This is a genomic window from Flavobacterium xanthum (assembly GCF_900142695.1).
Taxonomy (GTDB): Bacteria; Bacteroidota; Bacteroidia; order Flavobacteriales; family Flavobacteriaceae; genus Flavobacterium; species Flavobacterium xanthum.
Window position 1 is genome coordinate 16757 of the sequence record NZ_FRBU01000014.1, and the last position, 23805, is coordinate 40561.

Annotated in this window: 14 protein-coding genes and 1 other RNA gene; 8 read left to right on the forward strand and 7 right to left on the reverse strand. The window is 35.0% G+C overall.

Translation table 11 applies throughout. From position 1 onward, the window contains the following. Positions 1-131 precede the first annotated feature (131 nt). Together BUC11_RS07680 and tamL are read left to right on the forward strand one after the other, a co-directional pair. The gene (locus BUC11_RS07680) at positions 132-5135 is read left to right on the forward strand and encodes a translocation/assembly module TamB domain-containing protein (protein ID WP_073353120.1); all 5004 of its coding nucleotides are present in this window, start codon (positions 132-134) and stop codon (positions 5133-5135) included. Beyond that, positions 5128-7422: a translocation and assembly module lipoprotein TamL gene (gene tamL / locus BUC11_RS07685; protein WP_073353071.1), complete on the forward strand. Its 2295-nt coding sequence runs from the start codon at positions 5128-5130 to the stop codon at positions 7420-7422. The genes BUC11_RS07680 and tamL overlap by 8 nt, the downstream gene beginning before the upstream one ends. A gap of 179 nt (positions 7423-7601) precedes the next feature. Here tamL and BUC11_RS07690 read toward each other — a convergent pair whose 3' ends face one another. From BUC11_RS07690 to nagB, 3 genes are all read right to left on the reverse strand, one after another. Then, positions 7602-9221: an ABC-F family ATP-binding cassette domain-containing protein gene (locus BUC11_RS07690; RefSeq protein WP_073353072.1), complete on the reverse strand. Its 1620-nt coding sequence runs from the start codon at positions 9219-9221 to the stop codon at positions 7602-7604. Positions 9222-9398: 177 nt separating this feature from the next. Further along, a complete protein-coding gene (locus tag BUC11_RS07695; protein ID WP_073353073.1) occupies positions 9399-11435 on the reverse strand; it encodes a beta-N-acetylhexosaminidase in 2037 nt (678 codons plus the stop codon). 24 nt (positions 11436-11459) lie between these two features. Beyond that, positions 11460-13397, reverse strand: coding sequence for a glucosamine-6-phosphate deaminase (nagB, locus tag BUC11_RS07700; RefSeq protein WP_073353074.1), 1938 nt, complete (start codon positions 13395-13397; stop codon positions 11460-11462). Positions 13398-13750: 353 nt separating this feature from the next. Between nagB and BUC11_RS07705 the strand changes: the two genes are divergently transcribed. After that, on the forward strand, positions 13751-15412 hold the full coding sequence (locus BUC11_RS07705; RefSeq protein ID WP_073353075.1) for an MFS transporter: 1662 nt from the start codon (positions 13751-13753) through the stop codon (positions 15410-15412). Between the two features lie 107 nt (positions 15413-15519). Here BUC11_RS07705 and fsa read toward each other — a convergent pair whose 3' ends face one another. From fsa to ffs, 3 genes are all read right to left on the reverse strand, one after another. Continuing rightward, positions 15520-16176: a fructose-6-phosphate aldolase gene (gene fsa / locus BUC11_RS07710; protein ID WP_073353076.1), complete on the reverse strand. Its 657-nt coding sequence runs from the start codon at positions 16174-16176 to the stop codon at positions 15520-15522. A 127-nt stretch (positions 16177-16303) separates the two neighbouring features. Then, on the reverse strand, positions 16304-17107 hold the full coding sequence (locus BUC11_RS07715) for an SDR family oxidoreductase (RefSeq protein ID WP_073353077.1): 804 nt from the start codon (positions 17105-17107) through the stop codon (positions 16304-16306). Positions 17108-17191: 84 nt separating this feature from the next. Then, positions 17192-17289, reverse strand: an RNA gene (gene ffs, locus BUC11_RS07720) — signal recognition particle sRNA small type. An 87-nt stretch (positions 17290-17376) separates the two neighbouring features. Between ffs and BUC11_RS07725 the strand changes: the two genes are divergently transcribed. Then, positions 17377-18450, forward strand: a complete 1074-nt coding sequence (locus BUC11_RS07725; protein WP_073353078.1) for a glutaminyl-peptide cyclotransferase — start codon at positions 17377-17379, stop codon at positions 18448-18450. A gap of 11 nt (positions 18451-18461) precedes the next feature. Continuing rightward, positions 18462-19700, forward strand: a complete 1239-nt coding sequence (gene hutI / locus BUC11_RS07730) for an imidazolonepropionase (RefSeq protein ID WP_073353079.1) — start codon at positions 18462-18464, stop codon at positions 19698-19700. Between the two features lie 48 nt (positions 19701-19748). On the opposite strand, the gene BUC11_RS07735 is transcribed toward hutI, so the two are convergent. Then, on the reverse strand, positions 19749-20633 hold the full coding sequence (locus BUC11_RS07735) for a hypothetical protein (protein ID WP_073353080.1): 885 nt from the start codon (positions 20631-20633) through the stop codon (positions 19749-19751). A 104-nt stretch (positions 20634-20737) separates the two neighbouring features. On the opposite strand from BUC11_RS07735, the gene BUC11_RS07740 reads away from it, so the two are divergent. The 3 genes from BUC11_RS07740 to BUC11_RS07750 all read left to right on the forward strand — a co-directional run bounded on the left by BUC11_RS07740 (position 20738) and on the right by BUC11_RS07750 (position 23775). Next, entirely contained in the window at positions 20738-21808 is a 1071-nt protein-coding gene (locus BUC11_RS07740) for a formimidoylglutamase (protein ID WP_073353081.1), read from the forward strand. Positions 21809-21907: 99 nt separating this feature from the next. Further along, entirely contained in the window at positions 21908-23161 is a 1254-nt protein-coding gene (locus BUC11_RS07745; protein WP_073353082.1) for a DEAD/DEAH box helicase, read from the forward strand. Positions 23162-23322: 161 nt separating this feature from the next. Continuing rightward, complete coding sequence (locus BUC11_RS07750; RefSeq protein ID WP_073353083.1) at positions 23323-23775, forward strand: Hsp20/alpha crystallin family protein; 453 nt, start codon at positions 23323-23325, stop codon at positions 23773-23775. Positions 23776-23805: the final 30 nt, after the last annotated feature.

Genomic DNA, 23805 nt, shown 5'->3' on the forward strand with positions numbered 1-23805 from the left:
TTTACAACTTTATTCGTAAACTATATAAGCTTTTTAACAATCAATTTTTGACCTTTATAGGCTATTGCGTTTGGGATTGAAATTGCAATTCTGATTTAAATTTGCTATTTTTAGCCAAAAATTTACCTCGTTTGAAAAAATATTTAAAGAAAAGTTTAAAAATTTTCCTTTGGATAATAGGATCTGTAATTCTATTATTCTTAGCAGTGGTTATTGTCATTCAAATCCCCTCTGTTCAAAATTATGCTAAAAGCAAAGCGGTAGCCTACCTGGAAGGAAAAATAAAAACCAAAGTGACCATTGACCGATTAGAAATTGGTCTGCCTAAAAAAGTGATTTTGGAAGGCGTTTATTTTCAAGATCAAAAAAAAGACACTCTTTTTGCTGGAGAAAAGTTGGCTGTTGACATTAGTTTATTTCAATTAATGAACAATAAAGTCGAAATTAATTCTGTTCACTTAATAGGTATTTCTGCTAATTTAAGCAGAGATTCTAAGGCTATTTTTAATTTTGATTACATTATCAAAGCATTTGCTTCACCAGAAAAGCAAAAAAGTGATTCGCCACCCATGCAATTTTCTGTCGAAGAAATCAAGCTGGATCGCGTTCAATTTAAATACAAGGATGTCACCACAAACACAACGATTTATGCTAATCTAAATCATTTTGAAACAAGAATCAAAACCTTCGATCTGGACAAAATGAGCTTTGAAATTCCAAAAGCTAAAATCAATGGTTTGAAATTCAAACTAAAACAAGGCATAGCGCAACCCTCCATTTCCACAGCAGAAGCTATGATAAGAAATGAACCAGAATCCATTTTAAATTTAAAACTTGGAGAAATTGATTTAGCCAAAATAGATTTTGATTATAAAAATGAAGTCACAAAATTAGCTACTACTTTTTATTTGAAAAAGCTTCTTGCTAAAATTGACAAAATGGATCTCAATAATAAATTTTCTATTATTGAAAGTCTCAATCTTACCGGCGTAGAAGGTGCACTAACTCTTGGTAAATCAGATAAAGTAAATACTACTCAAGAATCTAATGATACACCATCTACGAATTGGCAAGTCAAAGTAAATGCAACAGAGTTCAAACGAATTAATTTTCGCTACGATAACAACAATGTTGCAGCAGTACAAAAAGGAATCGATTACAACCATTTAAATCTTACCAATTTAAACTTGCAAGTGGATGCGTTGAATTACAATCCGGAAAACATTTCTGGAACGGCTAATTCCCTTTCCATTAAGGACAAAAGTGGCTTAAACATTCAATCTTTTACTGCTGACTTTTTCTACGGAAAAAAGAATGCTTTCTTTAAAAAATTATATTTAAAAACACCGCAAACAGAATTAAAAGATGAAATCCGAATTGGCTATCCATCCCTTGCATCTTTAGCCAAAAATCCTGGGGAATTAGGATTAATAGCTAATTTTAAGAAAAGTAAAGTTGGAGTCAAAGACATTTTACTTTTTGCCCCTACTTTAAACAATACAAATCCATTTAGCAGTAATCCCAATGCTATTTTGCTAATCAATGGAACCGTAAAAGGGAAAATAAAAAACATGCAATTCCCATCCATTGCTATTAGCGGCATTGGAAATACAAAAGTAGCAGCCAGCGGAAGCATTGTTGGTTTGCCAGATATCAACAAAACGTATTTTGACCTGAACGTAAAAGATTTACAATCGGGTGCCACAGATTTTGTTGGCTTTTTACCTAAAGGAACAATTACAAATTCTATTCAGCTCCCATCACAATTCAGCGCTAAAGGAACTTTTAAAGGAACGATTGCCGATTTTAATACCAACATGAATTTGATTAGTAGCTTTGGTAATGCAAAAATCAAAGGAACATTCGATCAAACTAGGAAAAATTATGAGAAATATAATGTCCAAGCTGAACTGACTAATTTTGATTTAGGTAAGTTTATCAAAAATGATTCCATTGGAAAAGTAACTTTAAAGACCAACATTAAGGGAACCGGTTTTGATCCAAAAACAGCAGTAGCCTCCTTAAACGGAAGTATTCAAAAAGCATACTACAATAAATATACTTACAAAAATATAAATGTAAAAGGAGCTATTGCCAAAGGAAACTTTAATGCAATTGCTTCCGCTAAAGATCCTAATCTGACTTTTGATGTCGTGAGTAGCGGTAGTCTTAGAGACAAATATCCTTCTGGAAAATTAAAATTAAATGTGGATATTGCAGATTTGGAAAAGTTAAATTTACATGCAGGACCATTAAAAATAAGAGGTATTGTTGATGCTGACATTCAATCGGCAAATTTAGATTACCTAAATGGAACAATCAATGCACACAGCATTTCGGTTATCAATGCCAAAGATCAATTTGTTATCGATTCTATTACAGTGGTAGCCACATCAACAACTGAGAAAAACACATTATCCATAAAAGCTCCTTTTTTAGATGCTGAGGTTAATGGAAAATATAAGGGTTCGAAAATTGTTGATGCCGTATCCAATTCTGTTGCAAAATATTATGATAGCAGCCCGAATTCAAGAAAAATAGCAGTTGAAAACCAACAATTTGCTTTTGCAATTAATATAAAAGATAGCCCGATTATAATAAAAATGATTCCTGATTTGAAAAGTCTAGAACCCATTACTGTAACCGGAAAATACAATTCTGTAAATGATTCTATTGTTTTGAATGGTAGTATTCCAAAGCTAATTTACGCAGAAAACACGATTACAAATGCCGTTTTAAAAATCGATACACAAGACAAAGCGCTGGTGTACAACTTTGTTATAGACGACATCCAAAACAAACAAATTCAGTTGCCACACACCAGTATTAACGGTAAAGTGGAAAACAATCGCGTGGATTACACCTTGCAATTAAAAGATGCTAAGGACGTGGAACGGTATTTAATTTCGGGAACATTAAAGAGCATAAACGGAAATAACGAGATAAATCTGGAACCAACTAATTTGTTACTGAACTACGAATCATGGAATATAGCAGAAGACAATTTGGTGCGTTTTGGCAAAAAAGGAATTTATGTAGGTGAATTTGAGTTGAGTAAAGAGGAAAGTAAGCTTCGGATTGAATCCGAATCGACTACCCAAAATGCTCCAATAGCAATTGCTTTTAACGATTTTGACATTAAAACTATCACGAGTTTTGTTGAGAAAAAAGATTTACAACTTAGCGGTAAGATCAATGGAAATGCATTGGTAAAAAATATAAATACCACCCCTCTTTTTACCTCAGACTTAAACATTGAAAATTTTACTTTCAAAAAAGATACTGTTGGCAACATAAGCATCAAAGTCAATAATAGCATTGCAAACCAATATGATGCCCTAATTGCAATCACAGGGCAAGGAAATCAAGTTGCTCTAGAAGGATTTTACAAAACGGATCAGAGTAGTTTTGATATGAATCTGGCTATCGAAAAACTAAATTTGAAAAGTATTCAAGGCTTCACTTTGGATAACATAACCGAAAGCACTGGTTTTTTGAACGGGAATTTCAAAATTACAGGAAATACCTCCCAACCAAAAGTTGTTGGGGAATTACAATTTAATGCTATCGGTTTCAAAGCGACACAACTTAATGCACAATTCAAATCTATAAATGATAAAATAATCTTTACCAACGATGCTATTATTTTTAATAATTTTATTATCAAGGATGAGCTGGAAAATGACTTAGCCATCAACGGTAAAATTAATAGTACCAATTTTAGGAATTTTGGTTTTGATTTAACCGTTGATGCCGAAAATTTTAAAGCCGTTAATTCCAAAGCTAAGGACAATGATCTGTATTATGGTGAATTGTATTTAGACAACCATTTAGAAGTATCTGGGAATTTTGAAAATCCTATTGTAGAGGGCAATATCAAAATAAATAAAGACACTAAATTTACTGTTGTATTGCCACAATCAGATCCATCAATAGCCGATAGAGAAGGTATTGTAGAATTTATAGACCAAGATAAACCTCAACTAGTTGAAACCATTGCTTTAGATGAACTGAACAGTGAAATGGATATAAAGGGAATCAACGCCTCAGTGAATATTGAAATAGATAAAGATGCTGAATTATCGCTGGTTATCGATAAAGCCAATGGGGATTTCCTTAAATTAAAAGGAGAAGCACAGTTGAACGGTGGAATTGATCCCTCAGGAAAAACAACACTAACCGGCAGATACGAGCTATCTGAAGGAAGTTACGAAATGAATTTTAACGCAATCAAAAGAAAATTCGACATAAAAAAAGGAAGTTATATTCTCTGGACTGGAGAACCTACAATGGCCGATATAAATATCACGGCAATTTATAAAACAGAAGCTGCTCCAATCGATTTAATCAACGATCAACTAGGATCGGTTACTGCCGAGATAAGAAATACGTATAAGCAAAAAATTCCTTTTGAAACCAATCTTAAAATGACAGGGGAATTAATGAAACCAACTATTTCCTTTGACATTATTCTGCCGGAAGGGAATAACAGTGTTTCAACAGAAATTATTAATTCGACACAGGCTAAATTGACGCAATTACGTCAGCAACCTGATGAAATGAACAAACAGGTTTTTGCCTTACTCCTGCTGAATCGCTTTATAGGTGAAAATCCATTTGCAAGTGAAACTGGAGGAACCAATGTTTCAACCATAGCCAGAGAAAGTGCTAGTAAAATTTTGTCACAGCAACTCAATAACTTGGCGAGTAATCTAATTGAAGGCGTCGAACTTAATTTTGATCTAAATACTTCGAATGATTATACCACTGGGCAGCAGCAAAACAAGACTGATTTGAATGTTGGAATATCTAAGAAATTATTAAATGACCGTTTAAAAGTAACTGTTGGAAGCAGTTTTGGCATTGAAGGACCGCAACAAGTCAACCAGAATGCAAATAATATTGCAGGAGATGTTTCGCTAGATTATCAACTCTCAAAAGATGGAAGGTATAAAATAAGAGTGTACCGTGTGAACAAGTATCAAGTAGCACTTCAAGGTGAAGTAGTTGAAACTGGCATCGCCTTTGTTATCACTTTGGACTATAATAAATTTAAAGAGTTATTTGCAAAAAATGAAGCAAAAAAAGCGACTATAAAAGCAAAACAAGAATCAAAAAATAAGTCAGATGAATAAGAGCTCTTTACTATATTTTCTATTATTAGCCGTGCTCGCTTCATCGTGCAGCAACACTCGGTTTTTACCTGAAGGAGAATTGTTGTACACTGGCGCAAAAGTAAAAGTGGAAGGAAAGCAAACTACTAAAAAGGAAAACAAAGTATTAAAAAGCCAGTTAAAGGCTATTGTTAGGCCCAAACCCAACAGTGTTTTTTTAGGATTGCGACCTAAATTGTACCTGTACAATTTGGCTGGAAAGCCAAAGAAAGAAAAAGGATGGCGCTATTGGTTGAGGAACAAAGTGGGCGAAGCTCCTGTTTTATACAGCCAAGTAGATTTAGAATACAACAAAAGTGTTTTGCAAAATTTCTCTGAAAACAGTGGGTATTTCAATGCTAAAACAGCGGCAGATTCCACACGAAAAGGCAAAAAAGTAAGTGCAGAATATCTTGTAAACCCTGCAAAACAATACAAAATCAAAGAAGTAAAATTTCCGCTAGATTCTTCAGTAATCGCAAAAGAAATAAGAAATACCAGACGCCGAAGTCTATTAAAAAAAGAGGAAGGATACAGCCTTGAGCGGATAAAAGAGGAAAGGGTTCGTATTGATGCCAGACTAAAAGAAAAAGGTTATTTTTACTTCAACCCCGATTATCTGAAAGTTCAAGTTGATAGTACTGTCGCTGATCATCAGGTTGATCTTATCGTAAAAATTAAGGACGAAGCACCTAAACTAGCAGAAACTCCCTATAGAATTAATAAAATTATCGTCTATCCTAATTACACAATTGGCAATGATAGTTTAAAAATTGATAGGGACTCTACCCAAAAATACAACGATCTCACCATCATAGATCCTGAAAATTTATTCAAACCCCGAATTTTTGATCGGGCTTTGTATTTCAAAAAAAATGATTTGTACAACCGAACTGATCATAATTTATCGTTGAATCGCTTAGTGAATTTAGGAACATTCAAATTTGTAAAAAACCAGTTCAGAGTTTCAGATACTATTGGCAATTACTTAGATGTCTACTACTATCTAACTCCCTTACCCAAGAAATCCCTGCGACTAGAACTATTAGCTAAAACCAATTCAGCAAATTACACGGGAACGGAACTGAGTTTAAACTGGAGCAACCGAAATACCTTCAGAGGTGCAGAATTATTGACCATTTCTGCTTTTGGCGGGGTTGAAGTACAAGTTTCTGGACAAAATAATGGCTTTAATGTATACCGTTTTGGAACGGAGGCGAATTTGGTTTGGCCAAGATTAGTAGCTCCTTTTAAGCTTAATTCTCCCAGTGGTTTTGTACCAAAAACGAAAGCAACATTAGGGTATGAATTCCAAAACAGAACCAAATTGTATTCTTTACAAACCTTCAAAGGATCTTTCGGCTATTTGTGGAAAGAAAATGAACGAAAAGAACATTTGTTTAATATTACGGAGATTACCTACGCCAGTCCGCAAAACGTTACTCCCTTGTACCAAGAGCAAATTTTGGCAAATGAATCGTTAGGAAAAGTGATTGAAAAACAATTAATCTTTGGGCCAACCTACTCTTATACGTACACCAACACCTTGCAAAAAAGGAAGAAAAACACCTTCTATTACAAAGGCACAATCGATTTAGCTGGAAATGTAGCTGGATTAGTTACAGGAGCAAATAGTAAAAAAGGGGATACAATTAAAATTTTTGATGTTCCTTTTAGCCAGTTTGTAAAAATAGAAAATGATTTTAGACATTATTATAAACTAGGACCTGATTCCCAACTGGCCAGCCGAATCATTTTAGGCGCAGGGTTTGCCTATGGAAATTCAGGAGAAATGCCTTTTATAAAACAATTTTTTATAGGCGGAACGAATAGTTTACGAGCTTTTAGAGCCCGTTCCATTGGACCTGGAAGCTTTGATGGCGCCTCGGCAAATACCAGTACTTTTTTACCCGATCAATCTGGTGATTTAAAATTGGAATTTAATACGGAGTACCGAGCCAAAATTTACGGATTAGTAAAAGGTGCTTTATTTTTAGATGCGGGAAACATTTGGTTATTGAATGAAAATTCAGAGAAACCAGGAGCCAAATTTTCGAAAAAATTTATGAATGAAATAGCCGTTGGAGCTGGAGCTGGGTTGCGTTTTGATTTTTCATTTCTAATTCTTCGAACAGATCTTGCCTTCCCACTGCGAAAACCCTATTTAGCTGACGGCGACCGTTGGGTTTTGGATAAAATTGATTTTGGAAGTGGTCCATGGCGCAGAGAAAATTTAGTATTTAATTTGGCTATTGGATATCCATTTTAGTATTAATACAAAGGAAATAGTTGAAACTATATACCACTATCAATAGATTTTGTTTAGCTTTTTTAAAACATAGCAACTGCAACAGTAAACACAAATGACTAGGAATACATGACTTTAGTATTAAAAAAAAATCTCCCACAGTTGTGGGAGATTTTCATTTTATAACGATGTAACTGCTTTTAAACGGTGTACATTTTAGCTCTTAATTCCTGTACTTTTTCATCATCTAAGTAATCGTCAAAAGTCATGTAACGATCAATTGCTCCATTAGGCGTTAATTCAATCACACGATTTGCAACCGTTTGAGAAAATTCATGATCATGTGTGGTGAAGATAACGGATCCTTTAAAGTTTTTTAATGAATTATTAAAAGCCGTAATCGATTCTAGATCCAGGTGATTCGTAGGCTCATCCAGCATCAAAACATTAGCTCGCTCCATCATCATTCGAGACAACATGCAACGTACTTTTTCTCCTCCAGATAATACTCTACATGTTTTCAAAGCTTCTTCTCCTGAGAAAATCATTTTTCCAAGAAAACTACGAATGTTTACCTCATCCCGTTCCTCTTCAGTTTTTACCCACTGACGCAACCAGTCTACAAGTGTGTAATCACTCTCAAAAAACGAATGGTTTTCTACCGGCAAATACGCTTGGTTTGTTGTAACTCCCCAATCATACGTTCCTGAATCTGCCTTTTTATTTCCGTTTAATATTTCATAAAATGCTGTTGTTGCACGTGAATCTTTAGAGAAAAGAACGATTTTATCGCCTTTGGCCATATTTAAATCTACTCCTTTAAACAAAATTTCTCCTTCAATAGTAGCGCTTAAATTTTGCACATTCAAAATTTGATCTCCTGCTTCACGCTCTTGATCAAAAATAATTGCTGGATAACGGCGACTTGATGGCTTTATCTCCGAAATATTCAACTTACTAATCATTTTTTTACGAGAGGTAGCTTGTTTGGATTTGGCTACATTCGCACTAAAACGACGAATAAATTCTTCTAACTCTTGTTTCTTTTCTTCAGCTTTCTTATTTTGCTGTGCACGCTGTTTAGCAGCTAATTGACTGGATTCATACCAGAATGTATAGTTTCCTGAATAATGATTTATTTTGCTGAAATCTATATCCGAAATATGCGTACAAACAGAATCTAAAAAGTGTCTGTCGTGAGAAACTACGATAACTGTATTTTCATAGTTGGCCAAGAAATTTTCTAACCAAGCAATAGTTTCAAAATCCAAATCATTGGTCGGCTCATCCATAATAAGCAAATCTGGATTTCCAAATAAGGCTTGTGCCAAAAGGACACGAACCTTTATTTTTCCTTCCAAATCTCCCATTAAAGTGTAATGATGCTCTTCAGTGATTCCAAGATTGGACAACATGGAAGCCGCATCAGAATCCGCATTCCAACCATTCATTTCTTCAAATTGTACTTGTAACTCCCCTATTCTGTCTGCATTTGAATCGTTGTAATCTAAATACAAAGCATCCATTTCTTTTTTGATCGCATAAAGGGTTTTATTCCCCATCATAACGGTCTCCAATACGGTGCTTTCGTCAAACATATTGTGGTTTTGGTTTAAAACCGACATACGTTTACCTGGTTCCAAATGAATATTTCCCGAAGTTGGGTCCATTTCACCTGCAATTATTTTAAGAAAAGTAGATTTTCCAGCGCCATTGGCTCCGATAACTCCATAAATATTGCCGTGTGTGAAGGTCGTATTTACTTCGTCAAACAAAATTCGTTTGCCAAACTGAACTGATAAATTATTTACTGTTAACATGAATGTTTATTTTATAAAATTTTTGCAAAAATACGAAAAAAATACCGATTTACTGAATTCCAAAAATACATTTTGAGCAGTAAAATTTACGCTCGTTTGTAGTAATTTAAAAAAAATTCCTGTTCGTCGCGACGAACAGGAATTCAAATATCTTATTTCAGAAAGCCTGCGTTAACTTTATTTTATTTCTACTAATTTTTTCAGACTCGTGTAAACAGCTAATTCGACATCGGCGGGACTTCTGATATTGCATTTTTCTAATAAATCCTTCATTAAAGTTGGATTTACTTTCTGTTTTTTATCCATTTCAAGTAAAAGCTGCTCTGCTAAATCACTCAAAATTTGAGACAAAGGCAAAAGGGGCTGTACAAGAGGAGCATTGGTACTTAAAGCAATTAAATCATTATTCATCACAACCCATTTCTTAAAAAAGTTAGTCACAGCTCTACTATTAGCAACGGTTTTATTGTCTAGATAGGTATTGACTGTTTCGTTAAAATCCAAAGCCTGAGCCGCATCGGCATTACAAGCATCCGCAAATAAGGTTAATGGAGAATGCATTCGGTATTTCTTTCCGCCACCGTTGCGTTTGTAATTTTTCAGTGGTTCACATAGGTTCGAAAAATCATTCAATGCTCGTGTATCTTGATTGTTGCTGATGTTTCTCAAAATTACTTCTTTGTTTCTAATATGCGTAATTCCGAGTTCTTCTAATCGAAAAGAGATAGTTTTCAACCTTTTGCGCAAGCTTTTCATATCAGTCACTTCTGCATTTGACCATAATCGCTCAGCTATTGCGGCGGTTCTTGGCCAAATTCTCGAATCTATATTTAAAGGTGTTACGAGTTCGCTCCACATCGCTGCTTCGCCTCCTAAAACTCTAGCTTTTTCTTCTGGACTAAGAATGATTTTTTTAGGTAAGGGATCATTCAAATAATGACTTTCTAAACCCAGCATCAAATCAATGTAATACCCATTAGACAAAACGGTATTGTAACCACTCTTTGCGGCTTTGATCAAAGCTCCACCAGCTTCTTGACCTTCATTTGTCCCTCTCCAAGCATGTATTATCGCATCTTTAGACATGTTTTCAGTCATTATTTCTTCCCAACCCATTAATTTCTTGTTGTGTTTCTTCAACATTGGAATCAGCTTCATGTTGAAATACGTTTGCAAATCGTGGTTGTTCATTAAATTATTATCACGCTTGAATTTTTGAATAGCGGGGTTGGCATTCCATTCTTTCCCATTGTTTTCGTCACCACCAATATGAAAATAACTACCCGGAAACAGTGGACATACTTCATCAAAAATCGAGCTTAAAATTTCATACGTTTTTGGATTTGTTGGGTCTAAAGTTGCATTGAAAATTCCTGAATTTCTTTGTACTTCGTACCTAATTTTGCCTTCGCCTACTTTACTTCCTATTTCTGGATACGCAGTCAACAATGCCGAAGCATGTCCAGGAACATCAATTTCGGGAATAACCAAAATCCCTCTTTCACCAGCATATTGTACAATGTTTTTGATTTCTTCCTGAGTATAAAAATTACCATCTGAGGCCAATTCTGTTAATTTTGGATGATTTTTCAATTGAATTCTCCAACCTTGATCATCGGCTAAATGCCAATGAAAAACATTCATTTTCATCGAAGCCATAGCGTCAAGATTTCTTTTAATAACATCAACCGGCTGGAAATGTCGTGCCGCATCAATCATCAAGCCTCTCCAAGTAAAACGTGGTGAATCTGATATTTCAACAACTGGAAAATAATACGAAGTACTGTTATTTTGAAGCAATTGCAATAAAGTTTCCAAGCCATGCAAAGCCCCTAAATCATTACTAGCATTAATAATTATTTTATTGGAAGTAACGGTCAACTGATAACTTTCATCTTCGTTAATTTCAATTCTTCCCTTGCGAAGACAATTAATTTGTAATTCGGCTTCTAGTTTTTCGTTGATCTTCGTTAAAAAGGCTTGCTCCAGAAACAATCCCGTTCTGCCATCTAATCTTCGCAGGAAATTAGTAGCGCCAATGAAAATCCGTGGATTAGGGTTTCTCGTGATATTTATCTTAAAATTTTTGCTTAAAGCAAAAGTACCAGTGCCCAAATTTATGTTTTGAGGCCAAGGCATGAGGTTTAATTGTTCTTCCTTTATCTGAGCATTCGAGATAAAATGTGCCATTAACAAAATTAAAAAGTACTTCATAACTAATAGGTATTCAAAAAAAATTTAATAATCAAAACGTTTAAAAGCCTCGATAGCCTCATATTCAGCTAAGCCTAAATCATCATACAATTTTGCTGTATGCTTATTGCGTTCTTCGGCGCGCACCCAAAATTCTCTAGAATCATTGCCTTGAAACATCACCCGATCTTTTTGGGATTGATGGTACAAAATAGCGTGTCTTTTCAGCATAACTTCCTCAGGACTTAGCGGAACAGCCATATCTATTTCATGAATTTCCCACTCATGCCAAGCGCCCCGATACAGCCATAACCAACAATCGTTCATAAAAGGTTGAACTTTCAAAGCGGCCATTGCAGCAAAAATTGCGTTAAGGCAAACTTCATGTGTTCCGTGCGGATCGGCAAGGTCACCCGCAGCAAAAACCTGATGCGGTTTTATTTTTTCGATAATTGCTTTCACAATTGCGATATCCTCAATACTTATTGGATTCTTTTTTATTAGTCCTGTCTCGTAAAAAGGCATATCTAGAAAATGAATATTCGACTCTTTCAAGCCTATGTATCGCACTGCAGCATGGGATTCACGCCGTCTTATAAGTCCTTTTAGTCTGCGAACTTCTAAACAATCCATTTGGTTTTCTGACTTGTTATTCAAGAAATCAATTACGGATTCAAAATTAATTTTAGACTCATCACTACCCACAAAGTCTTTGCCTACTTCCGCATATTTTAAAGCCTCTTCGTCAGTAACTGCTATGTTTCCTGAAGTTTGATATACTACATGAATATCATGTCCTTGCTTTATGAGTTTTGAAAAAGTACCTCCCATGGAAATCACATCATCATCAGGATGCGGACTGAATAGAATGATTCGCTTTATAGCTGGATTTGCTCTCTCGGGTCTTTTTGAATCGTCTTTATTAGGCTTTCCTCCAGGCCATCCGGTTATGGTATGTTGCAAAACGTTGAACATAGTAATATTTAAATCGTATGCGGATCCTTCTAAAGCAAGCAAATCAGACATGCCGTTATTGTTGTAGTCTCTATCAGTCAGTTTTAATATGGATCGATTGGTTTTTAAACACAACCAAACAATCGCTTTACATTTAAGTTCTACGGTCCAATTGCAGTCTTGAACGAGCCACGGCGTTTTAAAACGGGTTAGCTCTGAAGCCGCTGATTGATCCAAAACAAAAGTAGTATTAGTATGGTTTTGTAAAAAAGTCGCTGGAATTTCTGAGCTTATCTCGCCTTGCGTTGTTCTATTAATAATATCGGCTTTATTTTGGCCCCAAGCCATCAAAACAATTCTTTTAGATTTAAGAATAGTTGAAACACCCATGGTAATGGCTCTTTTTGGGACGTTTTCGATTCCATTAAAATCAGATGAAGCATCCACTTTTGTTATATGATCTAAAGTTATTATTCGGGTACCCGAATTTATATGAGAACCAGGTTCGTTAAAGCCCACATGACCCGTGCGACCAATTCCTAACAACTGAAAATCAAGTCCACCAGCATTTTTTATTTCATTTTCATAGGCGATACAATAGTCTTTCAGTGCATCGATTGGCACTATACCGTCTGGAATATTAATATTTTCAGGTTTAATATCGATATGAATGAACAAATGCTCGTGCATAAAATAATGATAACTATGATGATTCTCCTTCTTCAAAGCATAGTATTCATCCAAATTAAAAGTAACGACATTGCTAAAACTAAGGTTCTCTTCGCGATGCATACGAACCAATTCTTCATAAACCTTAATGGGAGATGAACCTGTAGCCAAGCCAAGCACACAAATTTTATTTTGAGACCGTTTAGAAGCAATCAATTGAGCGATTTCCTGCGCAACTAGTATTGATGCTTCTGAAGCAGTATTGAAAATTTCAATATGAATTTTTTCAAATCGTGTTTCTTCAAATTTTCCGGCACTTTCATAACTAATATCTCTTTTTATTTCTGGAGCAATTTTCATATCCTGTTTTTAAAACTGATTTATAAAGATAGCTTATTTTAAAATAGCTAGTAAAAATCAATCCAAAACAAATGAATAACCAACTTGTCGGCCTAAAATTTTATTAAATAACAAAAATAAGACTCTTTTTTCACCAATTAAAAATAGATCGAACCTCTTATCCAAATCCTCTCTGTTTCAGAATGAGCAAAAAGTTTGAAAAAAAAGCAGGTATTTTAAACAAAAATTGGTTATTCAATAATTCTAACAATATTTAGTCTAAATTATTTTTTTTTAATTTACTTAACAAATATATTTACGGTCTTACAGCGATAAAAAGTATTTTTTCAATAATCATTAACCACTTTATACTTATGAATTCAGAACAAACAAAGTCCAATAATTCCGCGCTTTATACGCTTATAACCGTATTTTTCTTTTGGGGTTTTATTGGAGCTTCAAACGGAATATTTATTCCATTTTGCAAAGCTAAATTTGGATTAGATCAATTTCAAAGTCAACTGATTGATTTTGCTTTTTATGGCGCTTATTACATTGGTGCTTTATTGCTTTTTATTTTTAGTAGTATTGCTAAAAAAGACATTCTAAACGGTTGGGGATTCAAAAAAGGAATTATTTATGGCTTGTTGGTCAGCACATTTGGGGCTGTACTTATGATAATTGCAGTTACACAAGGAAGTTATTTGTTCATACTTGGCGCTTTATTTATTGTTGCACTTGGTTTTTCATTACAACAAACATCGGCACAACCTTTTGCAGCATCTCTGGGTGAGCCACATTCTGCTTCAAGCCGACTAAATCTTGCTGGAGGTATCAACTCGTTAGGAACCACAATAGGCCCGATCGTAGTTTCTATTGCTCTATTTGGTGTTATTGCAGGTGTAAATATTGAAGAATATGCTCAAAAACCAGATTCATTGGATTCCATGAGAATTCTTTATGTTTTTGTAGGAGGACTATTTTTATTGGCAGCTGCCTTATTTCAATTTTCTAAAAAATTGCCATCTGGAAAAAGTGATCCTACTTTTGAAACGGCGAATAAAGCAATGAAAACCTTAATTGCCATCACTGTAATATTGGTTGCCATTTTTGCTTACATCTTTTCTCGTTATGAAGAGCCTGAATTTATCACTCGTTTTATAGAGAACAAAGAAAAAGATTACTTAGGATTAGCGTTAACGGTTTCAACACTTTTAGTAGTAGTAATTGGTTTATTGTTTGCCAATACAACCGCTCAAAAAAATCCTGAAGGATGGGGAGCTATGAAATACCCCCAATTAGTATTGGGAATGCTAGCCCTTTTTGCTTACGTTGGTGTCGAAGTTACGATAGGGAGTAATCTAGGTGAATTGCTAGTTACTGCTGATTTTGGTTCAATTTCAGGTCCAGCTTTAGCACCCTACATGTCTATGTATTGGGGAAGTTTAATGATTGGGCGTTGGGCAGGAGCCATTACGGTTTTTAACCCATCATCACAATTAAAGAAAATTTTACTTATCGTAGTTCCTTATGTTGCATTTGGAGTAGTTTTAGCGGCAAACGCTATTTCTGGACAAGATGTAACCCCTTTATACGCGTATGCTTTTGTAATTTTGTTCCAAATCGCTGGTTTCTTTTTAGGAAAAGACCAACCGTCAAGAACCTTAATGATTTTTGGTATAATGGGAATGACAGCCATGCTTATTGGATTATTTACTACCGGAACAATTGCAATTTTTGCTTTTATGAGCGGTGGTTTATTCTTAAGTATCATGTGGCCGTCTATCTTCTCTTTAGCCATTGCAGGTTTAGGAAAATACACATCACAAGGTTCTGCCTTTTTGGTGATGATGATTTTAGGTGGTGGAATTATCCCGCCATTACAAGGAAAATTAGCGGATATCATCGGAATTCATACGTCTTACTTTATTCCTGTTTTATGTTTCGCTTTCATCGCATTCTACGGATGGAAAGTAATTGGAATTTTAGAAAAACAAGGAATCGGAAAAGAAATAGAAGTGGGTGGAGCACACTAATTTCAACACAAACTAACCAAAACCAAACCAACAAAAAATCCCATTCGCCGCGGCGAATGGGATTTTTTTATTTAACTGAGACTAAAAACTGCTCACTGAAAACTTTTTTATTTATTTCCTTTTTCGAAATCAGCTACAAACTGCGCCAATCCAATATCAGTCAAAGGGTGTTTCAACAATCCGTAAATAGCTGAAAGTGGTCCAGTCATCACATCAGCACCAATTTTTGCACAGTTTACAATATGCATGGTGTGACGTACTGAAGCCGCAAGAATTTGAGTTTCATAACCGTAATTATCATAAATTAATCTGATTTCTTCAATCAAAGCCAAACCATCTGTAGATACATCATCCAAACGACCGATGAACGGAGAAACGTAAGTAGCTCCCGCTTTTGCAGCTAATAAAGCCTGTCCAGCAGAGAATACTAACGTTACATTCGTTTTAATTCCTTTGTCCGAAAAGTATTTAGCCGCCATCACTCCTTCTTTAGTCATAGGCAATTTCACAACGATTTGCTCGTGTAAATCCGCTAATTCTTCGCCTTCTTTAATCATTCCGTCGTAATCCAAAGCATTAACTTCGGCACTTACATCACCATCAACTAGGTTACAAATGTCAACATAATGCTTCAAAATGCTGTTTTTACCTGTAATTCCCTCTTTAGCCATCAACGAAGGATTGGTTGTAACGCCATCCAAAACGCCTAATGCCTGTGCTTCCTTAATCTGAGCTAAATTAGCCGTGTCAATAAAAAATTTCATAGTATTTATATATTTAATTGTGTGTGTTTTTTATTTGTGCGTGACCACAAGGGTCAGGCTTTTCGCTGTATCCTCGCTAAAAAGCGAGGGATGCCGCTACAATCCTTCACGCAAATACGGTGCAAAATTACAATTTATAATGGTTCATCAGCATTTTTTCATATACTTTATCAGGCAAAATTCTCTTCAAAACAATGGAGATTTTTTGCATAAAAGCACCCACTTTGTAGTGAATTTTAGGTTCCGGAGTTTGGATAATCTGATAGACCGCTTCGGCCATTTCATTTGGATTACTGCCACTATCCACATGTTCATCCATTGTTTTCAACGTATTTCCGTACGGAGTTTCGTAAGCTGAACCTTTTATAACCGGAGCATGAAAACGTCCCGCAGCAATATTTGTTGCAAAATCACCTGGCGCTACATTTGTTATATGGATTCCAAGAGATTTAACTTCCATTCGCAAGGCTTCAGTTATGAGTTCAAGTGCGCCTTTTGAAGCGGAATAAATACTTCGATAGGGCAAACCCATATAACCTGCAATGGACGTCACGTTAATAATTAATCCTGATTTTTGAGTACGCATTTGTGGCAATACGGATTTCATTACTTCGATTGGACCAAAAAGATTAGTCTCAAAATTATTTTTAATCTCTTGCATTGGAATTTCTTCCAATGGCCCTGTTATCCCTACACCCGCATTATTGATCACTACATCTAATCTTCCAGCAGTCGCAATCACTTTGGCAACAGCCGCATGAATCGAGTCTGCATCCCTAACATCCAAAGCCACTAAAGGAAAAACCGAATTCAAGATTCGCTCCGGATTCCTGCTGGTTCCATACACAACAAAACCTTTATGATGTAAAAACTCCCCAATAGATTTCCCTATTCCCGAAGAACCTCCTGTAATTAGAACTACTTTATTCATGTTTCTTGCTGTTTGTGATACGAAAGGTCCAAAAATAAAAAAATCCTCCCGAAGGAAGACTACTTATTATTTTGAATTTAAAAAAAATGGCAAGCGACCTACATCGCATCGCTCAACCGCTTACCCTTGCTATGTTCCCATCCTGGGGGAGTCTGCAGGAGCTGATCGTGTAGGACTTGCCGGTGCAAATATACAATCTTTTTATATTTTTGCAAGAGCTTTATTCATTAAAAATATCGTTGTATATTGGGGTATTCAAAATCCAAACTATGAGAAATTATAACTTCCTATCTATCATTTTATTAGGAATCACTTTAGCCAATTGTAACCAGATAAAAAAAGGCGAAAATACTTCATTCACCTTTGATAATTCAAAATTTAAGGAACAATACAAGCCACAAGAAGCGCTTTCTTTGGAAATTTTGAACCTAAAAGAACAAACAGTAGACAGCATTATTTATTTTGTAAATGATAAAAAAATAGCTTCTAAAAAGGGCTTGGACAAAGTAACTTTTGAATTAAAAGACCAAAAACTAGGTTATCAAAACCTAAAAGCATTGGTGTATTTTGGAGGACAAAATTCAGAAGCTACCGCTAGAGTAGAATTAGTTTCTGACATCCAACCCAAATTATTAAATTATACAATTGTAAATACTTATCCCCACGACATTGAAGCCTACACACAAGGTTTAGAATTTTATCGAGATACCCTTTATGAAGGAACAGGAAACGGCTCAGGTCCATCTGGAAAAAGAGGGGTCTCTAGCTTACGAAAAACCAATTATAAAACGGGCGAAGTTTATAAAAAAGTAACATTAGCAGATCAATATTTTGGCGAGGGAATTACAATTCTGAAAAATAAAATATACCAATTGACATGGCAAAATAATGAAGGGTACGTGTACAACGCAGATACTTTCAAAAAAGAAAAGACTTTTACCTATTTTAAGCCAATGGAAGGTTGGGGATTAACAAACGATGGAGAAAACTTGTATCAATCTGATGGTTCTGAAAAAATTTGGATTATCGATCCAACTACTTTTAAAGAAAGAGACTTTATCAATATTTACTCCTTTGAATCAAAAATAAAATCTATAAACGAACTCGAATGGATTGACGGCAAAATTTATGGGAATGTGTACCAAAAAGATGCGATTGCTGTTATCAATCCAAAAAATGGTGCTGTAGAAGCAATTATCAATCTTGCGGATTTAAAGAAAAAAATAACTCAGTTACCGGATACGGATGTCCTAAACGGAATTGCCTATAATCCAAAGACAAAAACTATTTTTGTAACAGGAAAGAACTGGGATAAAATGTTTGAAATTAAAGTTTCAGAGTAATTTTTCTTCAAATGACTACATTAATTACCAATATCAGAGAATTACTTCAAGTACGAGAAACTTCGATCGCTAAAGTTTCCGGTGCAGAAATGGCGATTCTGCCCACGATCAAAAATGCCTTTTTAGTAATTAAGGACGACTTAATTGCTGATTTTGGTTCGATGGATCAAGTACCGAAAATTCACCCGGACAAAACAATTGATGCCACCGGAAAGATAGTTTTACCATCTTGGTGCGACAGTCATACACATATTGTGTATGCCGGCAACCGAGAGCAGGAATTTGTAGACCGAATCAATGGGTTGACGTACGAGGAAATCGCTAATCGTGGCGGTGGAATATTAAATTCCGCTAGAAAACTCAATGAAACTTCAGAAAGCGAACTGTACGACCAGTCCAAATTTCGACTGGAAGAAGTGATGCGTTTAGGAACCGGAGCAGTAGAAATCAAATCGGGATATGGCTTAACTGTTGAAGGAGAGTTGAAAATGCTGCGCGTCATTCAACGCTTGGCTCAAAATTATCCTATTACGATAAAAGCAACTTTTCTTGGTGCTCATGCTTTCCCCTCAGAATTTAAAGAAAACCATCAAGGTTATATCGATCTTATCATCAACGAAATGCTGCCTGCAATAGCCAAAGAAAAGTTAGCGGATTTCATCGATGTTTTTTGTGAAACTGGTTACTTTACTGTTGCCGAAACGCAAGAAATCATAAAAGCTGGAATTTCATTTGGCTTAAAGCCAAAGATTCATGTCAATCAGTTCAACTCTATTGGCGGAATTCAAGTTGGAGTGCGAGAGGAAGCACTTTCTGTAGATCATCTAGAAGTAATGACTGTCAATGATATTGAATCTTTAAAAAATACAACTACAATGCCAGTGGCGCTGCCTTCATGTTCCTATTTTTTGAGTATTCCGTATGCTCCAGCACGAGAAATGATTGCAGCTGGACTTCCTTTAGCGCTAGCAACGGATTATAATCCGGGTTCTACTCCATCGGGAAATATGAATTTTGTAGTGGCTACGGCCTGTATAAAAATGAAAATGACGCCTGAAGAAGCCATTAATGCCGCCACAATAAATGGAGCTTATGCCATGGGAATTTCTGAAACCCATGGAAGTATCACTATTGGCAAAAAAGCAAATCTAATTATCACGAAACCCATTCCCTCCTATTATCAACTGCCTTATGCTTTTGGCAGTAATTTAATTGACACCGTATTCATAGAAGGAAAAATAGTTGCATAAAAAAAGAGGAACATTACGTTCCTCTTTTAAATAATTTTCTATAAATGATTATCTTAAGATAAAACTTGTTTTAGAAACTAATACATCTCTATCAAAAATATTGATAAAATACGTTCCTTTAGCAAAATCTTTTCCTCTTAAATCTTCAGAAACTTGAATTGTTTTATTTTCATATTTCACATTAGTTAAAAAACTATAGGTTAATGTGTTTTCTCCAAAGTTCTCTGTTTTCTTGTCCCCTAAAACATTGTTTTTACTATCAATTACTTGAACGTAATATGTTTTTTCACCAGATTTAGCAATAGCATTTTCAGCAATTGTAAAATTAACTCTCAAAACATCAGCTCTACTTGCTTTGTCCGTTTCAATTTGTTTACCAGAACTACGTAATTTAAAAGCCGATCCTCTTGTGTTCAAAACTGTTAGTTTCGAACCTATTTCTACCGCTTTAGCTAATTCTTCGTTTTGCCCAACCAACGCTTCATTGTATTTTTTAGACTCTCCTAGTACAACAACAGTACTATCACGTTGCACTGTAAGTGTCGTGTTAGCCTTTTTTAGGTTGTCGTTCTCCGCCATTAGAACTTTCATATTCCCTTGCAAAGCATTGAATTGACTTCTATATTTTGACAAAGAAGCCACATCCCCTTTTGATTTACTTAGGTCTGACATTAAGTTAACCACTTTATCTCTTTCTAAAATTAACTCATCAGACATTGAAGTGTTTTCTGAAATAGCAGCATCGTAAGTCGATTTTAGTTCCTGTAGATCTTTCATTACCGTTTCTTTTTCGGTCAATGTAGCTTTCAATTCTGTTTTAACTGTATCTGCATCAGAGGTCATTTTGAATATGTAGATTAAACTACCTACTAATAAAATAGCCAATACTGCTACTACCGCTTTAAGACTTGAACTGCTTTTTTGATTTTCCATCTCGCTTTAATTTTTTAATTTATTTACAAATTTAACATTATATAACCACCTGATAACGTAAGTTAACACAATTATATTATTTTTGAATAAAAATTATTTTTTTAATGGACAAAATTATCCCGTTTACCATCAAAGATCTTGCAAAAATAACCAACCACAGAAGTGGCGAAATAAAATTTGGAGAGAAAATGTTAACCATTCCAAAAGATGCAGATCCCACTGATTTTTTAAAAAAATGTGAGGCTAAATATGTGCTCTTTGGAATTCCCGAAGATATAGGCATAAGAGCTAATTATGGCAGACCTGGAGCAGCTTCCGCATGGGATAGTGCGATAAAAAGCATTGCAAACATTCAGCACAATCGTTTTTGTAAAGGCAGTCAACTTGTGGTTCTAGGTCAGCTAGATGTGAGTGAACTCATGAAAAATGTAGAATCACTAGACTTTAATGATATTGATGACCGTTCTAAATTGAGTCAGCTCGTTGATAAAATTGACAAAGATGTTTCGCACATTATTTTTAATTTGGTAAAATTAGGCAAAACACCAATTGTTATAGGCGGCGGACACAATAATTCTTATGGAAATATAAAGGGAACGGCACTCGCCAAAGGCAAACCTATAAATGCAATTAATTTTGATGCCCATTCTGATTTTAGAATTCTAGAAGGACGGCACAGCGGTAATGGATTTTCGTATGCGTATGAAGAAGGTTTTTTAAAAAAATATTTTATTTTTGGGTTGCATGAAAACTACACTTCCAAAAGTGTTTTGGATATTATCAAAAAAATCGAAGATCGGGTGCGCTATGCCACGTATGACAGTATCAGCATTAGAAGAGAAAAGGAATTTGATAAAGAAATGGCACACGCGCTAGAGTTCGTAAATGACGATTTCTTTGGAATTGAAATAGATCTCGATGCCATTCCAAATATTGCTTGTAGTGCAATGACCATGAGCGGTTTTTCAGTAGAACAACTTCGACAGTTTATTTCGTTTTTTGGCAAAAATAAAAATGCATCCTATTTGCATATTTGCGAAGGCGCTCCAGATTTAGGAGAAGAAAAAAACAATCACCTTATTGGCAAATTGATAGGATATCTAATTACTGATTTCATTAAATCCAACACAATCTCTCCGGTTCAAATTCCAACTTCATTAACTAAAATACTCTAAAGTAGTGCCTGACGGACCTACAAGCACCCATCAAAAATATTAATACTATCTTTGCAAGACTATCTATGTACCTAATACAAGATAATTAATATCAAAAATATGTTATTCGAAGATTTACCACTCTCAAAAAGTATACAAAGAGCCGTATTTGAACAAGGCTATTTAGAGGCAACTCCAATACAAGAACAAGCAATTCCAATCGTTTTATCTGGAAGAGACATGATTGGTTGTGCTCAAACTGGAACTGGAAAAACTGCTGCTTTTGCTATTCCAATTATTCATCAACTTCATAGAATCGTAGGTTCGTCTAAAAAAGCAAGCCCAATCCGTGCCTTAGTTATCACCCCAACTAGAGAATTAGCCGTTCAAATTGGACAAAATTTTGACCAATATGGCAAATACACCAACTTAGTCCAACTTACCATTTTTGGAGGAGTTTCCCAAGTACCACAAGTAGAAATGCTTAAAAAAGGAATAGACATCCTGATTGCTACGCCAGGACGTTTACTAGATTTGGTAAAGCAAGGGTTCATAGATTTAGACCATTTACATACACTAGTTCTTGATGAAGCTGATCAAATGCTGGATATGGGATTTGTAAATGATGTCAAAAAAATTGTAAAGTTGACGCCTAACAACAGACAAACACTTTTATTCTCTGCAACAATGCCAATTGCAATAAGAGAGTTGGCGGAGATGTTTTTAAAAGACCCAGCAACAGTTACCGTTTCGCCTGTTTCATCAACTGCGGAAAATGTAGAACAACGCGTCTATTTTGTTGAAAAAGGAGAAAAGAGAAATTTATTATATCATTTAATAAAAAACGAAAATTTATCTAATGTTTTAGTTTTTTCAAGAACAAAACATGGAGCTGACAATGTTGTCAAAGCCTTGCGAAAACATGATATTGCTGCCGAAGCTATTCATGGAGATAAGTCTCAAAATGCAAGACAACGTGTTCTTGATGGTTTCAAAAATAAAGAAATCAAAGTTTTAGTTGCTACTGACATTGCCGCCAGAGGAATTGATATTGACCAATTACCATTTGTCATCAATTTTGATTTACCAAATATTCCTGAAACGTATGTACATAGAATTGGTAGAACTGGCCGCGCTGGAAATGAAGGTGTTGCCATTTCTTTTTGTGGTAAAGATGAGCATCAATATTGGAAAGACATTCAAAAATTAATTAAAGTAGATGTAAAAATAGTAAGTGACCATCCTTATGGTTGGCATTCTGGAAGTCCAGAGACTGCCCCTGCATCAAAACAAGGCAACTCTAATCGAAGCGGTGGAGCCCATAAATCAAGAAAATCAGACGCTAGCAAGCAAAACAAAAAAAGGTGGTATTAACACCGTTTTCAACTGTCAGAAATACCTTTTTAACTTTAGTTAAAATACGTAAATAAACGTCAACTATTTGTTTTTCAACGTTTTGTATTTATTATTTTGGATTAGAATAAATTATATCAGTACATTTGATTTAAGATATTAAAACAATTAAATACAAAATTATGGAAACTTTAGTTAAAAGAAACGGCTTTTTCCCATCAGTAAATACTTTATTTGATGACATCTTTTCAAAAGATGTATTCGATTGGACTGATAAAAATTTCTCCTCCAATGGATCAAATTTACCCTCGGTAAATTTGAAAGAAACAGAAAATAAATTAGAAGTGGAATTAGCAGCTCCCGGATTAAAAAAAGAAGATTTTAAAATTGAAATTGACAACAACATGCTAATGATTTCTTCTGAAAAGAAAGTAGAAAAAGAAGAAACTCGAAAAAAAGATAATTATGTTAGAAAAGAGTTTAATTATCAGTCGTTCTATAGATCGTTCTCTTTGCCCGAATATGTAGACGAAAGTAAAGTCGAAGCCACTTATAAAGATGGGATTCTACATGTTGAGATTGCCAAAAAACCGGGGATCACGAAAAAAAAGCATCAAACAATTACAATAAAATAAAGAGGATTTTCACTTCGAGCCTCTATAACT

What these genes read in the sequence shown, in the direction of transcription:
- tamL (WP_073353071.1), top strand. Translation starts at nt 5,128, where the DNA reads ATGAATAAGAGCTCTTTACTATATTTTCTATTATTAGCCGTGCTCGCT.
- BUC11_RS07690 (WP_073353072.1), bottom strand. Translation starts at nt 9,221, where the DNA reads ATGTTAACAGTAAATAATTTATCAGTTCAGTTTGGCAAACGAATTTTG.
- BUC11_RS07695 (WP_073353073.1), bottom strand. Translation starts at nt 11,435, where the DNA reads ATGAAGTACTTTTTAATTTTGTTAATGGCACATTTTATCTCGAATGCT.
- nagB (WP_073353074.1), bottom strand. Translation starts at nt 13,397, where the DNA reads ATGAAAATTGCTCCAGAAATAAAAAGAGATATTAGTTATGAAAGTGCC.
- BUC11_RS07705 (WP_073353075.1), top strand. Translation starts at nt 13,751, where the DNA reads ATGAATTCAGAACAAACAAAGTCCAATAATTCCGCGCTTTATACGCTT.
- fsa (WP_073353076.1), bottom strand. Translation starts at nt 16,176, where the DNA reads ATGAAATTTTTTATTGACACGGCTAATTTAGCTCAGATTAAGGAAGCA.
- BUC11_RS07715 (WP_073353077.1), bottom strand. Translation starts at nt 17,107, where the DNA reads ATGAATAAAGTAGTTCTAATTACAGGAGGTTCTTCGGGAATAGGGAAA.
- BUC11_RS07725 (WP_073353078.1), top strand. Translation starts at nt 17,377, where the DNA reads ATGAGAAATTATAACTTCCTATCTATCATTTTATTAGGAATCACTTTA.
- hutI (WP_073353079.1), top strand. Translation starts at nt 18,462, where the DNA reads ATGACTACATTAATTACCAATATCAGAGAATTACTTCAAGTACGAGAA.
- BUC11_RS07735 (WP_073353080.1), bottom strand. Translation starts at nt 20,633, where the DNA reads ATGGAAAATCAAAAAAGCAGTTCAAGTCTTAAAGCGGTAGTAGCAGTA.
- BUC11_RS07740 (WP_073353081.1), top strand. Translation starts at nt 20,738, where the DNA reads ATGGACAAAATTATCCCGTTTACCATCAAAGATCTTGCAAAAATAACC.
- BUC11_RS07745 (WP_073353082.1), top strand. Translation starts at nt 21,908, where the DNA reads ATGTTATTCGAAGATTTACCACTCTCAAAAAGTATACAAAGAGCCGTA.
- BUC11_RS07750 (WP_073353083.1), top strand. Translation starts at nt 23,323, where the DNA reads ATGGAAACTTTAGTTAAAAGAAACGGCTTTTTCCCATCAGTAAATACT.